Source organism: Paenibacillus sp. FSL K6-0108, assembly GCF_045040695.1.
Lineage (GTDB): Bacteria > Bacillota > Bacilli > Paenibacillales > Paenibacillaceae > Paenibacillus > Paenibacillus pabuli_B.
The window spans coordinates 6110253-6126273 of the sequence record NZ_CP150288.1 but is presented as its reverse complement, the minus strand read 5'-3'; the positions used below and the strand labels follow the sequence as shown (position 1 = coordinate 6126273).

Below are 16021 nucleotides of genomic sequence, written 5' to 3'. Positions count from 1 at the left end.
AAGGGAATAAAGCGTCTACGATTCGTTAATTCGCCGAAACTGCGGAATTACCTCGAATAGCACGTGCTAGGTTTGTTAAAAGGTAAATAACGAGCCGTTGCGAATGTATCCAGATCTAACAATCACAAAAGGGGTGTGCCGTCCATATTTATGGCGGCACACCCCTTTTGTATATCTATAACTACTACCCATCATTTGTAAAGTAAGCTCAGTCTTAAAATAAGTTCATGGAAAAGCTGCAACATAGTGCAGGAGACGAAATCGATTCTGGAGAAGCGGAGCGTTCGCCTAAAAGCTTTCTGCAAGAAAGCTACTTCGGAAGCATATGCTATCCCCGGATTTCACCTTTGGAAAAGGTATTCAAAGAAATCCGGGGATAACAGCGATCGAAAGAACGATTCGTATCCGGAACGGCCACTTGCACGCTGACCAGCACTTATTTTTGAAATGAACTATACTTTACAAACTCTTCAAAAACTGAACAATCGTCAACAACCCTTTATCAAAGTTCTCCAGGTTGAAATGCTCATTCGGTGCATGCAGATTCTCGTCTGGCAAACCGAAGCCCATCATAACAGCCGGGATACCAAGCACACGTGAAAGTTTCTCCACGATCGGAATGGAGCCGCCGTCTTTTGTAAACAGGGCACGAACGCCGTACACTTGCTCATAAGCATCGGCTGCCTTTTGCAGGAATGGATTGGAAGGATCTGTATTGAAAGCGAAGGCTTTCTCAATCTGTTTTATATGCAGCGTTGCGCCTGGTTGAACGTGAGCGCGAAGATGTGCTTCGATACGGTCCAATACATGCTGAGGATCTTGGTCCGCAACGAGGCGGCATGTAATTTTGGCATGAGCTTCCTTTGGAATAACGGTTTTGGTGCCTTCACCTTGGAATCCACCCCATACGCCATTCAGCTCCAGCGTTGGACGTGCGCCTACACGTTCCACGAACGAGTAACCTTCTTCCCCGTACAATTGCTCCAGCCCGAGGTCTTGACGAAGCTGTTCTTCATTGAAGCCCTGCTTAACGAACTCTTCTCTCATCTCAGGAGAAAGCGGCAGAACGCCATCATAGAAACCGTCGACGCTCACGCGGCCTTGCTCATCATGAAGCGAAGCGAGCAGGGATACCAATGCGTGCAGTGCGTTCGGTACACCGCCTCCAAATGAACCGGAGTGCAGGTCCGTGTTGGCTGTATTCAGATCAACTTCAAGTGAGCAAAGACCACGCAGACCTGTGGAGATCGCCGGTTTTCCTTTTTCAAGCAGGGACGTATCCGAGATGAGTACCATGTCTGCACGCAGCTTGTCTGTATTGTCGTTCAGGTAGATCGGCAGGTTCGGGCTGGAGATTTCCTCTTCACCTTCGATGCAGAATTTCACATTTACGGGAAGTTCCTTGTTTTCGGCAAGCAGAGCTTCAACCGCCTTAATATGTAAGAAGATTTGACCTTTGTCATCCGTAGCACCACGTGCAAACAATTTGCCGTCCCGAACAGTAGGTTCGAATGGAGGTGTTTCCCACAGGTTAAGCGGATCGACAGGCTGTACATCATAGTGTCCATAGATCAGTGCGGTTGGTTTGCCGGGCGCATGCAGGTGATCTGCATAGACAATCGGATGTCCCGCTGTTGGAATAATCTCTACATTTTCCATACCTGCACGAGTGAGTGCATCTGCAGCCCATTGTGCGGCACGGTTAATATCCTCTTTATGCGCTGAAATGGCTGAAATACTTGGAATGGATAACCATTCATTCAATTCTGCCAGGTGTTTTTCTCTATTTTCTTGAAAATAAGTCTGTTCCTTCATTAAAAGGCCTCCTTCATGTTTTGCTTTACCCTATTGTAATCCATTTTGATGCGTTAATAAAACATTGGTTAAAAAATGATCTGCTGTGTACCGTTTCATTCCCCTGGATATTATGCGTATAATACAAGAAACGGATTTCATCCATATATTCTCATGTAAACCATTCCACAGGGGAGTTGAGGGAGTTCCCATGACAGTCAGAGCATACGCAAGCAGGCAGGTGAGCGCTGATGGAACCAGTTAGGAAGGTAAGACCCTCCAGCAGACTCATACGTTGGCCAGGCTTAACCAAAGGACGACATAAAGGGCGTTTTTACCGAAATAGTCTGATGCTTATTCTGCTTATTGCCAGCATTCCCGGACTGATTACAGGTGTTGTGATGTACCAGTTGGTCGTTGGCCGGATGGAAAATGAATTTAATCAGATGCACCAAAGCCAGATTGAGAACCGGGCACGTAACGTGGACGATCAGCTCGCTTATCTGGAGATGACCTTGTCCCATTGGGCTTTTGAACCCAGGTTTGGCAATGCGCTGCGAACGCTGGATTTTGTATATTATTTCAATGAGACACAGGAGGTTGTCACCACACTTTACGTGCTGCAAGGCTCCCATCCGCTGATCAAATCTGCGCAGCTTTATTTGCAGGAACCGAAACCGATTTTGTTTAACCGGGATTATAACGAGTTGAAGGATGATGCAAAAATACAGGCTTATGATCGCTATCTGACAATGGGCAACCATGTGTATTGGACAGACTGGATTGCGAGCCCACTTCCCGCGCAGAATGCCTTACTGCATACCGATCCGGGCAACGCACTGGTTCTTGTACATAAGATTCCGGGGGAGAGTGTTAATCCATTTGGTGCACTGATCATTACACTGGATAATGAGAAAGTCGCCAGTTTATTGAAAACGCTTACCCCTTATGATGAAGGCTCAACGTTCCTCATGGACCAGCAGGGCAATACACTGGTTACCGGTAATCCGGCAGCAGGGAAGGCAGACCTTACTTTTGAGCAGCAGCTTAAAGAAGAAGTTGGCCTGCATGCAGACAACCATTCATTTCTGTTCAAATATGAGGACGAGACCTATTCCGTATCCTATGGATCACTGAGTCGGATCGATTCAGACTGGACGTATGTCTCCGCAGCTCCGTTGACATCCGTGACATCGCCGGTGAAGCTCGTATCCAAAATCATCGTTATTGCGAGCGCAGGAAGTCTCATCCTGGGGCTGGTGTTATCATGGTTTGCTTCACGCAGAATATACTCCCCGGTAGCAAAGATGCTCCATTTATTGACACCGGCGAGGAATGAAGCGACAACAGACACCAGGCTGGATGAATTTCAACTGCTGGAGCAGCAGTGGAATGAACTGACTTCGCAGAGTATGACCGCACACCGTCAATTGCAGGAGCAGCTTCCCCATCTGCGGGACAGTTTTGTATTACAGCTGGTGCAGGGGCATCTATATGCCTATAACGAGCAGGATCTCCAGCAGCGGATGAGGAATCTTGGCTTTGAGGTGGAAGGCCAGCAGTTTTTGTTACTTCAGATGTATTTTACGGGCTATGCCCAGTTGCAGGGTCGATTTGGAAGCCAGGATACGGGGCTGGTTACCTTTGCAGCAGTTAATATCATTGAAGAAGTTGCCAAAAGTTATTTCAGTCAAATTAGTGTAATGAACTTTCACGACCTGTCTTCAGCCATGCTTGTGATTACACCCGAGGACGAGCCTGTGAAGTCACAAGCATTGTTATGGGGACAGGAGCTTGTGGAGGTCATTGGTCAGACTCTGAAAATGAACGTGACGGTGATGGTAAGCCGCCCTGCCGCTTCTCCGCAGGAATTGCCGGGATTATTCGTGGAGATGGAGCAGGCAGTTGCTTATCGCAGCGTGGAAGACGGAAGCCAGATTCTCGATCTGGAGGATGAGCAATGTTTCCGCAGAACGGAAGAAGCCTCGTATCCACTGGGGCTGGAAAGTGAGATCCTTCAGGCAATCAGAATTGGGAAGCAGGATGAGGCTGAGCGAGTTCTGGAGCAATTCATGACCGAGGTTACCCGGGCAGGGAGCAGCGAATTCCAGGTGCAGCAGATGATGCTTCAATTGCTGGGCAGTATTCAGCATATGATGCTGCAAACTGGAGTAACGCCATACAAGCTGTTTGGTGGCTGCAACATGTATGAGCGCTTGTCCGCGATTCGTGAACCTGCACAAATGAAGAAATGGATGATTGGAGAAGTATTGCTGCCATATGTGCAGAAGATCGAGATGCGAGCCCAAGAGCCACTGAAGCAGGTCGTGGAACGGACGATGTTGTTTATGGATGAGAATTATAGAAATGAAATTTCCCTGGAAGGCTGTGCAGATGCGGAGCAGATGACACCTTATGCATTAAGCAAAGCATTCAAACAAGTATCCGGAATGAATTTCATTGATTATTTAACACGGGTACGAATGGATGCGGCGAAGCAATTGCTGCGTGAGACCACGATGAAAATCAATGATATCGCAGGTGCTGTTGGATACCAGCACAGTTACTTTAATCGGATTTTCAAGAAACAGGAAGGCTTGACGCCGAGCCAGTACCGTGATCAATGGCAAGGCAAATAAACAAAATAAACCTGTTCTTCAGGCATTATTGCTAACCGGATTCCCGTTCAAGGGACTCCGGTTTTCCATGTTTCAGAAGGTAACATCTCGGAAACAAAGAAGGATAATGCTGCAAAAATGTGCAATCACATCTACCTAAATATGTCCAAATCGGAGTGAGAATGGCGTTATAGCGGGCTTTTGGATCACTTTGCGCAACCATGCAAAAAATGAAGGTTGCCGGAAATAGGACAGCTGTATAGTCTGAATAACAGAGAAATTGATAACGCTTACACAAATGGAAAGGGGAGACATGATGAACGGGAAGACGGACTGGAATGGTAATGGCGCCGCAGCAGCTCCAGTGGAAATGGCCGCAATGCCAATGAAGCGGGAGTCCAACTGGAAGAGGCAGATTAAACGAAATAAATGGCTGTACGTGCTTGTGCTTCCCGGATTTTTGTACTTTGTCATTTTTAAATACTTGCCCATGTGGGGGATCGTTATTGCCTTCCAGGACTATCAGCCTTTTCTGGGCATTCGCGACAGTCAATGGGTGGGCATGGAGAACTTTACGAATTTCTTCTCTAACCCGGACTTCTTCCGATTGCTGAGGAATACGCTCGTTCTTGCCCTATATGATCTGATATTCTTTTTTCCGGCACCGATTATTATCGCTTTATTACTCAATGAAATCCGGGTCGCTCTCTTCAAAAGAACCATTCAGACACTGGTTTACGTACCTCACTTTGTATCCATGGTCATAATCGCAAGTATTACTTATGTATTCCTGACTCCGCAAGGTGGGGTTTTATATGACCTGATCTCCTGGATCACTGGCAAACCGATCGATGTATTGGCGAGTCCGGGGTCATTCCGTCCACTCATTATTGTTCAGATGATGTGGAAGGAGATGGGCTGGGGAACGATCATCTTCCTGGCGGCACTGGCAGGTGTGGATACAGAGCAGTATGAAGCTTCGATTGTGGATGGTGCAGGTCGATTACGACGTATGTGGCATATCACGCTCCCGGCCATTCGCACAACCATTGTCATCTTGCTCATTCTCAGGCTGGGGAACTTTCTGGATACCGGTTTTGAACAGATCTATCTGATGACCAACTCGCTGAATCGTGATGTGGCAGATGTATTTGATACGTATGTATACACCGTCGGGATTACGCAAGGTGCATTCAGTTACAGTACCGCGGTTGGGTTATTCAAGTCTGTGGTCGGAATTATTCTGGTGCTGGGCAGCAACAAACTGGCCAAGAAATTCGGGCATCCCGGTATTTATTAATCTGGCATCAAGCGGGACAGCTGTTTTCACCATTTACCATTTCATAAGGAGGAGCGCCCATGAACAGCCGTCTATACAACAGCCCTGCCGGCAGAGTATTTGATATCTTCAATTACGTCATGCTGGGGATTCTGGGCATATTAACCGTCCTTCCTTTCCTGTATATTATAGGAAATTCATTTGCGACCGAAGCCGAGATTACCGAACGCAGTTTTTTCCTTATTCCGAAGGTGTTTTCGTTCAGTGCGTATGAGTATATTTTTTCTTCGTCCACCATCTTCCGCAGCATAGGGGTTTCCATATTTGTTACGGTTGCAGGGACATTGGTCAATCTCTTCTTCACGCTGACGATGGCTTACCCGCTCTCCCGGAGTGATTTCTGGGGACGGAATGTCATGATGAACATGGTGATTTTCTCCATGCTGTTCGGTGGAGGGATGATCCCGACCTATCTCGTCATTCGTGGACTTGGACTTCTGGATTCCTATTGGGCCCTCATGCTTCCTGGCGCGATTAGCGCTTTTAACTTAATTGTTGTCAAAAACTTTTTTCAGCAGATGCCGCCAGGGCTGGAGGAAGCGGCCCGCATCGACGGCTGTTCGGATCTGGGGGTACTGTGGCGCATTGTTCTGCCATTATCCAAACCGGTAATTGCCACATTTGCGTTATTCTACGCCGTAGGGCACTGGAACAACTTTTTCTCGGCACTCCTGTACATTTCGGACAGTGACAAATGGCCTTTGCAAGTCATGCTCAGACAGATCGTTTTGCTCTCGCAGGCCAGTGTCGGAGATATGGCGAACATGGACCCCAATTTTGTGCAGCCACCGGAGCAGTCCATTAAGATGGCGGTCATTGTCGTTGGCACCATTCCGATTTTGCTGGTGTATCCGTTTTTGCAGAAGCATTTTGCCAAGGGTGTCATGTTAGGTTCAATCAAAGGCTAAAGCCAAGGGGGAGAACGTATGGGACAAAAAACGGGATTCAAAAAAGGCGCATTGCTGCTCTCTGCATCATTAGTACTGAGCACGGTTCTGGGAGCTTGCTCGACGGACAAAGCGGGTTCCGGTTCGGGAGCAACTGCGGGAAGTGGAAGTACCGATCAGATTACGATCATGCTTCCGAACTTTGAAGCGGAGAATCCACCGGATAACAGCCCTGTGATTCAGAAACTTGAGGAACTGACCAAGATGGATGTGAATCTGCAATGGGTACCAAGCAGTTCCTATGAAGACAAGTTCAATATTACACTGGCTTCGGGCAAGCTGCCCGATGTTATGGTTGTGCTTGGCAAATCCCCAAGTTTCATTAATGCAGCTCGTACCGGAGCATTCTGGGAGCTTGGGCCTTATCTGAAAGATTATCCGAACCTGAGCCAGATGAATGAAATTATTACCAACAATGCTTCCATCGATGGCAAAACCTATGGCATCTACCGCGCACGAGCTCTGGGACGTAACGGAGTCACGATCCGCAAGGATTGGCTGGAGAAGCTTGGTCTGGAAGAGCCAAAGACCATTGACGAGTTCTACAATGTATTGAAAGCGTTCACGAAGGATGATCCAGACGGCAACGGTAAAGACGATACCTACGGTCTGGTGGCGAGCAAATTCACGGGCCCTTGGGATAATATGCAGATTTGGTTTGGTGCACCCAACAAGTGGGGCGATGATGGTAACGGAGGTTTGATGCCGGCACATGAGACGCCAGAATATATGGAAGCTCTGAAATTTTTCCGCCAAATCTATAGCGAAGGTCTGGTCAACAAGGACTTTGCCGTGATGGATGCAACGAAACTACCTGATCCTTTTGTAAACGGGCAAGCAGGTGTCATGGTGGATGTAGCGGATAACGCACAGCGGATGGATCAGAAGATACTGGAGAAAGATCCGTCAGCGACTGGACATGTGGATGTACTTCAAGCGATGGAAGGTCCAAAGGGATTACGCGATATGCCAACATCCGGCTATTCCGGTATGATTGCAATTTCCAAAAGCAGTGTCAAAACGGAAGAAGATTTGAAAAAGGTGCTGAGTTTCCTGGATCAACTGAATGAACCTGAATTGCAGGCGCTGCTAGGGAACGGTCTGGAAGGCAAGCAGTATGAGAAAAAAGAGGGTTACGTCATTCCGACGACTGACAAACTGGCACTGCGTGATGTACAGGGGCTGAACCAGATTCTGATGTTTATTCCAGAGGACAAAACGCTGCGCGTGCAGCAGACACCTGTTCGTGAAAAGGTTGCTCAGGTGCAGAAAGCGAATGAGGAGATCGTTATCGCAAATCCCGGTGAACCTTTAATCTCTGATGTATATGCCCAGAAAGGGCCGCAGCTGGATAACATCATTAATGATGCCCGTATCAAATTCATCGTGGGGCAAATTGATGAAAAAGGCTTCCAGGATGCTGTTGCATTGTGGAAAAGCAGTGGCGGCGACGACTATGTCAAAGAAGTGAATGAGCTGTACGCTGCACTGAAGTAGTTTGATGTTCCAGAGCCCGGCAGCCTTGCTTGTAGTGCAAAGGTGCAGCCGGGCATTTCCGTATATGCATAATTCAGGACAATTAAAACCATCTTCCTCTTTTTTTGTGAATTATAGCTTCCAGTCTTTGGATTTTGATGTATAATCATTGCAAAACAAACCTATTTGAACTTAAATGAACGTTATCGGTAAATGGACGACCACTCTTGCACATACAGGGAGGAAGCGACATGTGGAACAGGGATGCATTTGAAAATCCCGAGGCGCAGTACCGGGTTCATCCCTTTTGGTTTTGGAATGGGGATATGGAAGAAGGGCAAATCAAACGGCAAATAGCCGAAATGTCTGCACAGGGCGTAGGTGGTTTTTTCATCTGTCCACGTCAGGGGCTGGAGATTCCCTATCTGTCCGAAGCATGGTTTGACAAGGTACGGATTGCAGTGGAAGCGGCGGCCGCCTGCGGCATGCAGGTATGGTTATATGACGAGTATCCCTATCCAAGCGGGATGGCCGGCGGTGAGGTGACACTTGATTTTCCTGAGGCGAAGCAGCGCCAGCTTGTACATCATTCATTCCATGTTCATGGCGGAGAAGCTGTGGATCATGAGCTGCCATGGGGGAGAATTCTATTCGCAAAGGCAATTCCCAAAGATGCGAAGGGCAAACGATTGTGGCATGAATCCATTGATTTGCGCAGCAATATTGGTAATATTCAGACGGATCAGGTATATCAGGAGACAGGGCTCACGTCGTATAATCGCAAGCGGTTTTTTACATATCGAACGGCTTTTCGATTGTTATGGGAGGCTCCCGCTGGGGAATGGGACGTGATTATATTTCAGGAAGAAGAGATAGATGATTTCAAATATTACGGAAACTTTGTTGACCCGTGTCACAAGGAAGCGATGAGCCGTTTTATTGAACTGACCCATGACCGGTATAAGGGAGCAGTTGGTGAACAATTTGAAAGCGTAATCAAAGGCATGTTCTCCGATGAGATCGCGCCGCTTGGGCGTATCCCGTGGTCTCCACAGCTTCCCCTATATTTTGGTGAACGCTGCGGTTACAGTCTGGTTGAGTCGCTGCCTGCGCTGTTACATGGCGATGTTCCAGATGCAGAACGAATCCGGTATGACTATTATCAGTCACTGCATCTGCTGCTCAGGGAGTCGTATCACAAACAGGTACATGACTGGTGCGAAGACGCAGGAATTCAGTATGCGGCAGAAGTACCAGGAGTACGGATGACCACGCAGTTGTTCAGCCACATGCCAGGTGGAGATTCGGCACATGAGAAAATCGGACGCCCCTTATCCTGGATTCTGGAACGGTATGGCAAAAAAATGCGCGACAATCCGAAGATGGTCAGCTCGCTTGCCAGACAGCTTGGCCGAAGCCGTAATCTGATTGAGTGTTTCCACAGTGTAGGCTGGTCGATGACCTTACAGGATGCCAAATGGATGATTGACCGGATGGCAGCCATGGGCACCAACTTTTTTAACTTCCACGCCTTTTTCTATACCATCGGCGGACTTGCCAAGCATGATGCACCGCCATCCCAGTTTATACAGAACCCGTATTGGCGTCATTTCCGGCAACTGGGAGATTACACGGGACGTTTAAGCTATCTGATGAGCACCGGGACTGCGGACATTCGTATTGCTGTGCTTGATCCAACGACTACGTTCTGGAGCCTGATGGGTAATCCGCTTCACGGATTCGAATATGGCGGAGAAGACGAAGCAGAACGGGCGAAGCTGGATCGCTTAACGAACGACTGGATGCGAATCACCTCGCATCTGCTTGAAAACAGACGTGACTATGATCACTTGGACCCCGAGCTGTTAGCCGAAGCTGTACTGAACGAAGGGACGATTCAGATTGGCGTTGCACGTTATGAGGTGCTGCTTCTACCACCGATGCTGAACCTGGAAGCAGCAGCCTGGCAGCAGGTGAAGCAGTTCGTGGAACAGGGGGGGACTGCCATTTCCGTAGGTATGCCACCGCATGTATCCATCCAGTCGGGAAGTCCTGTGAGAGATGAGGCCGCCCAGTTTTTTGGGGCAGACAATCAGCCGCAAGAGGAGTACTGGGGTAATGTGGGAGAACCAGGACATGACGGCAGCGAATCGATGTGGCAGCAGGGGCAGGGAAATGCCTATTTTCTCCCCGCGGGAACAGGTCGTGGGGATGACTTCTCCCTGGAACTGATTTCCCTGCTGCTGGATCAGGTGCTGCCCGAACCGATCTGTTGGATCATGGAAGAAGAAAGTGCGTCGCTGCTCATGCAGACCCGTCAATTATCGGACGGAGAGTTTATGGTCTTTTTGTCCAATCAGGAAGGGGAGAGTCTTGAAGGGCAGTTGAAAATAGTAGCCAAGCGGTTATGGACGGAAGTGGATCTTTCAGCGGGTACAACTCTGCTGGCGGAACGGCTCAATCTGGAAACAGGACAGCATGAACCATTGCCGTTTACCAGCAGTGGTGGTGAGTGGTGCATTTCGCTAAAGGTTGCTCCCTATGAAGCGCATGCTGTGAGGCTTACTTTACAACATGCCCAAGATGTATCAGAGGCGAATTCTTTTGCTTTGAACCAAACAGGGGCGAAGTCTTGCGCTGATCGTTTAATTACCGAGAATACACCCTACACCATCAAACTTCCTGCGGAGGGGCCATGGCGTCTGGAAACCGTGCAGTCCAACACCCTTCGAATGGGACAGTTCAACGTAACAGCTTCTAATGACAACGGTGTAATTTTTGAACGTAATCATGTTGCAGTTAAACCGTTTATTGACCAGGCGGCTGAATTGTCGGAGAAATATCATCTTCCGCTCCAGTTTAATCAGGTATTTGGCACACCGAAGAAAGCTTCCGTTGCCTATCCAATTGAGTGTAAATATACGACTACATTTGAGCTGAGAACGGCATTGGCAGAATGTCTGTTATTTATGGACAGGGCAGCGATATCAGGTGACTGGACCATAGAAATCAATGGACAACAGATTGGACCCGATCAATTTGAGGCGATTGAAATTACCGATCATCAGAATATTGGCTGCAATATAACAGAGTTCCTACACAATGGTCTGAATGAATTAACGGTTACCGTTCAGGTCACGAGGGATGAAGAAGGTATCGTCGATCCGCTGTATCTGCAAGGACGATTTGGCGTGGAGTTCCATCATGAAGGCATGGTCTCTCTCATTCCCGAGCCGGAAACGGCGACCCGAATTGGTCTTGAGCCTCAGCCGCTTTATCCCCATTTTGCAGGGGAGATGAGTTACAAACGAAGCTTTTGGCTGGAACAATCTGCTGAAGAGGTCACGTCCTTTGAACTGGAATTCAGCGACTGGCAGGTACAGGATGTGGTAGAAGTACGGGTGAATGGTCATAGTCTGGGCGTTCGATGCTGGTCTCCATATCGTTGGACAGGAGAAGCCTCCTGGCTTCGATCAGGGGATAACGATATTGAAGTACGGGTTACCAATACCTTGATTGGACTGCTGGAAGGCACGTATTTTGACTCGGACAGCCACAGTTTGCAGGAAGCCGGTCATGTGCATAGTGTGAAGCATTCGTAATTGGTGAAAGCAAATGGGAGGAGAAACAAGATGGGACATCGTATCCAGTTTGACCGCTACCCGGGTGGCGTGATGAAGGCGCTAACACTCAGTTATGACGATGGCGTGGTGCATGATCGCAGACTGGTGGACATTTTCAATCAACATGGGTTGCGGGGTACATTCAATCTGAATTCCGGTACGCTGAGCAAGCCAGGCCGGATTGAGACGACGGAAGTTGCTGAATTATATGACGGGCATGAAGTGGCTGTACATACGGTCACCCATCCCACATTGCCCTATGTCCCGGATGAGCTGCTGACCGAAGAGATTATGGAAGATCGGAGAGCGCTGGAACAGCTTGTCGCTTATCCGGTACGAGGCATGGCTTACCCGAACGGGGGTTATGACCGATCTCTCAGTACCAAGCTCGAATGGCTCGGCATCGATTATGCACGGACGGTTGAATCCCATGGCAGGTACACGCTGCCTGAGCGGCCGCTGGAATGGCATCCAACCTGCCACCACAACCATGATTTGGCGGCTCACGCCGAACGATTTATCAAGCACACGAAGAAAGGTACGCCGCTTTTATTATATGTATGGGGCCACAGCTACGAATTCAATGATAACGACAATTGGCAGGTTATAGAACGGTTTGCTGAGCAGATCGGTGGCCGGGACGACATATGGTACGCCACAAACATCGAAGTGATAGCTTACTGGAAAGCGGTCAAACGTCTGGAGTGTTCAGCTGATCGGTCCATCATTCACAATCCGTCGGCCATCTCCATCTGGTTTACAGCGGATCAGCAGGTGGTTGAAGTGAAGGCTGGAGAGACATTGCGACTAACCGAACAAATCAAGGTATAGGAAGGGAGCTGACGATCATTCATTATTTTCATGAGAACGAGGCGATTGCAGGCAAGGTGTATGATTCCATTCCGGATATTCTGACCACGGTGGCCCAGCGATACATTGGTGACCATCCGAAGCACTCCTTTTTGTTCCGGGCGTACCATCGAGGAGGTTTCCGCAGACTTGGGGATTACCGTTATGATCTGAATCTGGATGCCAAGTGGAAGGAGGCACGTGCAGGACAGTACGTGTACGTATGGGGCAAGTTGTGGAGCCAGCAGGAGGCTACGCTGAATACGGGCCTGAACTGTTATAGTCCGGTGACGGTCTACGTGAATGGGGAAGAGATTTTCAAATCCGAACTGCTGCAGGAGCTGTTTCCCGAGCGCAGAACCCAAATTCCGATTTCCGTGAAATATGGCTGGAACGATGTGCTGCTTTGTTTTGTCAAAACAGAGGTCGGATTCGGCGGAATTTATGGCACGGCTTCATTCAAAAATTTCCCGCTTCACTTCCTCACACCTGGCGTGAATCGTCATGGCCAGGAGGGATGGTTGTACTCCGAACCTGTTGATGAACCTCTATCAGTACTGCCTCATGATGGCATGACAGAAGCAGAAACGGGCCTCTCCTGGTATCCGCGCAGAGAATGGACAGAAAAGGAACAGAACGTTGGAGCTTTCGCCAGAATCTTTGGTGTCGAGCAGTCCGCTGTGGCGTACGCATGGTCCAAACTGGATGTCATCCAACCGGGATCGTCACCTGTTCTTCTGCAAGGGAAACATGAGGGCGCACTCACCCTGTACGTTGATGGCAAGGAGATTTATTCCGCCGGGGAAAGCGGCAATTTCCGCATTGAGCTGCCTCGCCGCTTCGGTCCATCTGATCTGGTCGCAAAAGGTGAATCCAAAGCTGGGAGCAAGTTGTGGGGATTCACATTGGAGGATGTGGAAGATTCCACTGCGAAAGGCTGGAGATTAAGACCACCTCATCCGGTTGCAGGATGCTCCGATGCGTGGCTGTTTACGGGTGTATTTTCCCCAGGCTCTGAACCTTCTCCCGAAGACGTCGTGGTAACAGATACTGTTTTTGATGATGGAGCCCAAGGTGTGTACTGGCATGTAGATCTTCCCGACACGAGTGTTCGTCCCTATTTGGAAAATACCCATTATGGTAAATGGAATTATCCACTCGGTGTTACCCTGCTTGGACTTCTACAGATTGGACAGGAGTTGGGGCGTGAAGACTATGTTCAGTATGTGCGGGACCATATCAGCCTGAGTACGTCATTTGACCGTTACGGTCTATGGGATCGGGAAAGGTACGGCGCCGCGGGAATCAATAATCAGTTGTCTGCCATCGACAGTCTGGATGATTGCGGTTCATTTGGCTCTACGCTGCTAGCAGCGATGGAACTTGGCGACATTCGTGGAGGCAGGGATACAGCAGATCGTATTGCGGGTTATATTATGGATGAACAGGAACGTCTGGACGACGGAGCCTTTTACCGTGTTCGAGGCAGCGGAGAGATGCGCCAGGAAACGATGTGGTGTGATGATCTGTATATGAGCACACCTTTCCTGATGCGTTACGGGCAACTGACGGGAGATACGTCTTATTGGAATGATGCGATCAACCAATTCCTGATGTTCCGCAAATATCTCTACATTCCCGAACAACAGATCATGTCTCATGTGTATGATTTTGTGCGTGGACGGGCGACAGGCATACCATGGGGGCGAGGAAACGGATGGGTTCTGTTTTCGCTAACCGAATTGCTATCGATTCTGCCAAGCGATCACGTCAAACGGCCGGAACTGCTGAGCTTCTACCGGGATTTATGTCAGGGGTACCTGGCGCTGCAAGGTGAAAATGGTCTCTGGCATCAGGTGCTGAACCGTCCGGATTCGTATGAGGAAACCTCCTGCACATCGATGTTCATCTACGCCTATGCCCGCGGTATTCGTGAAGGCTGGTTGGAGCAGCCAGAAGCCTATCTGGATGCGGTGCGCAAAGGATGGGAAGGCATGACGCGCTTGTCAATTGACTACAAGGGCAATGTATATGGGGTATGCCGGGGTTCGGGTTATTCCTTTACCGCACTCTATTACCGGGATGATCTGGGCTGGATTCTGAACGATACGCACGGAATAGGCATTGTGCTCTTGGCCGGGATTGAAGCGTATAAAATGAACCAGCAGTTAAGTCAGAATTCGCTCGATTCTTCGGTCACAGCCGCACAACGCTAGTAAAGCAACAACCTTTAGTGCATCTGCATAGCCTAACGAAAAATATAGCGGCACAGCCTAAAGGCTTGCCGCTTTTTCCTTGTCATTAGACTTATTATTAGTAACATTATGTTCAGAATCCGAATTAGTCAGGTGTTTAGAACAGTTCCAGTTGCTCAGGTCCCTCTTCCTCCTCCGGCTCCGTACGGTCAGGGAAAGGCTTTACGGGCTGCTCCAGCAGCTCCATCATCATCTGAGCATTGGCAGCAGCGTCGCCGCCCGAGTTGTTGTTGAAAATCACATAAACATCCTTGCTCTGCTCTTGCAATTGCTCCAGATAGCCCTTCCACTCCAGCAGCTCTTCCTGGTTGTAGCGATACAGGTAACGGGTCTCGCGCCAATTGGGGGCACCATTTTGGTGCCAGCCGGATACATTGCGCCCGTGCATGCGCACCAGCGTCATCTCAGCATCGGTAGCTTCGGGTACAATAGGGATAGAGCCTGGGCCTGCTTGAGGTTCGTCACAGACGCTGTGAATCCAGCCTTGTTCCTTCAGAAATGCCAGCGTCCGTTCACGCATGCCCTCTTCATACCAGCTGCGATGACGAAATTCGAGGGCACATGGGATGCCTTCCATTCTCAGCTTTACCTCACGGAGTTCATTGACATTGTCCCGATTGCATTCAAACCACGGCGGGTACTGGAACAAGGCCGCTTGCATTTTGCCTGCTTCCATGACAGGCTCCAGGGATTCGCGAAAAGCCTTGTACATCTCCGAGGTGCTGGTGAAATAGGGCTTTCCCCGCAGATGTCCTGTCATTCCTTGATAGGCTTTAACGATAAAAGCAAAGGATTCGGGCGTCTCCGCTGCCCAGCGTGCCATCCGATCCCGAGGCTGAACGGCGTAGAAGGAACTGTCGACCTCCACGGTCGTAAAATATTGTCCATACAGACGGAGCTTGTCTTTCGCTTTGGTACGGCTCGGGTACAAATCCTCTTGATCTCCCCAGCCTGTAAGTCCAATCCGAATCATAATTAACACCTCCTGCTGCTGCTGTTTCTTATGTTAGACTGTAACACATCAATCTTCTATGTATAGTTAACCGATTCGCGGGTGCCTGACCATGTTTAACATTATATCGTGTGATTTTTGCTCATTCAATGCGGACAAATTTTGGGA

Annotated in this window: 9 protein-coding genes; 7 read left to right on the top strand and 2 right to left on the bottom strand. The window is 49.0% G+C overall.

Features of this window, described 5'->3' with window-relative positions; translation table 11 throughout:
- Nucleotides 1-459: 459 nt before the first annotated feature.
- Nucleotides 460-1815 (bottom strand): dipeptidase, encoded by a 1356-nt coding sequence (locus tag MHB49_RS27840; RefSeq protein WP_405153782.1) that lies wholly within the window; start codon nt 1813-1815, stop codon nt 460-462.
- A gap of 230 nt (nt 1816-2045) precedes the next feature.
- Between MHB49_RS27840 and MHB49_RS27835 the strand changes: the two genes are divergently transcribed.
- The 7 genes from MHB49_RS27835 to MHB49_RS27805 all read left to right on the top strand — a co-directional run bounded on the left by MHB49_RS27835 (nt 2046) and on the right by MHB49_RS27805 (nt 14862).
- A complete protein-coding gene (locus MHB49_RS27835; RefSeq protein ID WP_405153781.1) occupies nt 2046-4433 on the top strand; it encodes an AraC family transcriptional regulator in 2388 nt (795 codons plus the stop codon).
- A 349-nt stretch (nt 4434-4782) separates the two neighbouring features.
- On the top strand, nt 4783-5712 hold the full coding sequence (locus MHB49_RS27830; RefSeq protein WP_405157257.1) for an ABC transporter permease: 930 nt from the start codon (nt 4783-4785) through the stop codon (nt 5710-5712).
- 59 nt (nt 5713-5771) lie between these two features.
- Nucleotides 5772-6659: a carbohydrate ABC transporter permease gene (locus tag MHB49_RS27825; RefSeq protein ID WP_024632531.1), complete on the top strand. Its 888-nt coding sequence runs from the start codon at nt 5772-5774 to the stop codon at nt 6657-6659.
- Nucleotides 6660-6677: 18 nt separating this feature from the next.
- Complete coding sequence (locus tag MHB49_RS27820) at nt 6678-8195, top strand: extracellular solute-binding protein (protein WP_405153780.1); 1518 nt, start codon at nt 6678-6680, stop codon at nt 8193-8195.
- A 230-nt stretch (nt 8196-8425) separates the two neighbouring features.
- Entirely contained in the window at nt 8426-11776 is a 3351-nt protein-coding gene (locus MHB49_RS27815) for a glycosyl hydrolase (RefSeq protein WP_405153779.1), read from the top strand.
- A 30-nt stretch (nt 11777-11806) separates the two neighbouring features.
- A complete protein-coding gene (locus MHB49_RS27810) occupies nt 11807-12628 on the top strand; it encodes a polysaccharide deacetylase family protein (protein WP_405153778.1) in 822 nt (273 codons plus the stop codon).
- Nucleotides 12629-12684: 56 nt separating this feature from the next.
- Complete coding sequence (locus MHB49_RS27805; protein ID WP_405153777.1) at nt 12685-14862, top strand: glycoside hydrolase family 105 protein; 2178 nt, start codon at nt 12685-12687, stop codon at nt 14860-14862.
- A 136-nt stretch (nt 14863-14998) separates the two neighbouring features.
- Here MHB49_RS27805 and MHB49_RS27800 read toward each other — a convergent pair whose 3' ends face one another.
- Entirely contained in the window at nt 14999-15874 is an 876-nt protein-coding gene (locus MHB49_RS27800) for a DUF72 domain-containing protein (RefSeq protein WP_405153776.1), read from the bottom strand.
- Nucleotides 15875-16021 lie beyond the last annotated feature (147 nt).

Excerpts from the sequence above, each read along its gene's own strand:
- MHB49_RS27840 (WP_405153782.1), bottom strand. The coding sequence starts at position 1,815 with ATGAAGGAACAGACTTATTTTCAAGAAAATAGAGAAAAACACCTGGCA.
- MHB49_RS27835 (WP_405153781.1), top strand. The coding sequence starts at position 2,046 with ATGGAACCAGTTAGGAAGGTAAGACCCTCCAGCAGACTCATACGTTGG.
- MHB49_RS27830 (WP_405157257.1), top strand. The coding sequence starts at position 4,783 with ATGGCCGCAATGCCAATGAAGCGGGAGTCCAACTGGAAGAGGCAGATT.
- MHB49_RS27825 (WP_024632531.1), top strand. The coding sequence starts at position 5,772 with ATGAACAGCCGTCTATACAACAGCCCTGCCGGCAGAGTATTTGATATC.
- MHB49_RS27820 (WP_405153780.1), top strand. The coding sequence starts at position 6,678 with ATGGGACAAAAAACGGGATTCAAAAAAGGCGCATTGCTGCTCTCTGCA.
- MHB49_RS27815 (WP_405153779.1), top strand. The coding sequence starts at position 8,426 with ATGTGGAACAGGGATGCATTTGAAAATCCCGAGGCGCAGTACCGGGTT.
- MHB49_RS27810 (WP_405153778.1), top strand. The coding sequence starts at position 11,807 with ATGGGACATCGTATCCAGTTTGACCGCTACCCGGGTGGCGTGATGAAG.
- MHB49_RS27800 (WP_405153776.1), bottom strand. The coding sequence starts at position 15,874 with ATGATTCGGATTGGACTTACAGGCTGGGGAGATCAAGAGGATTTGTAC.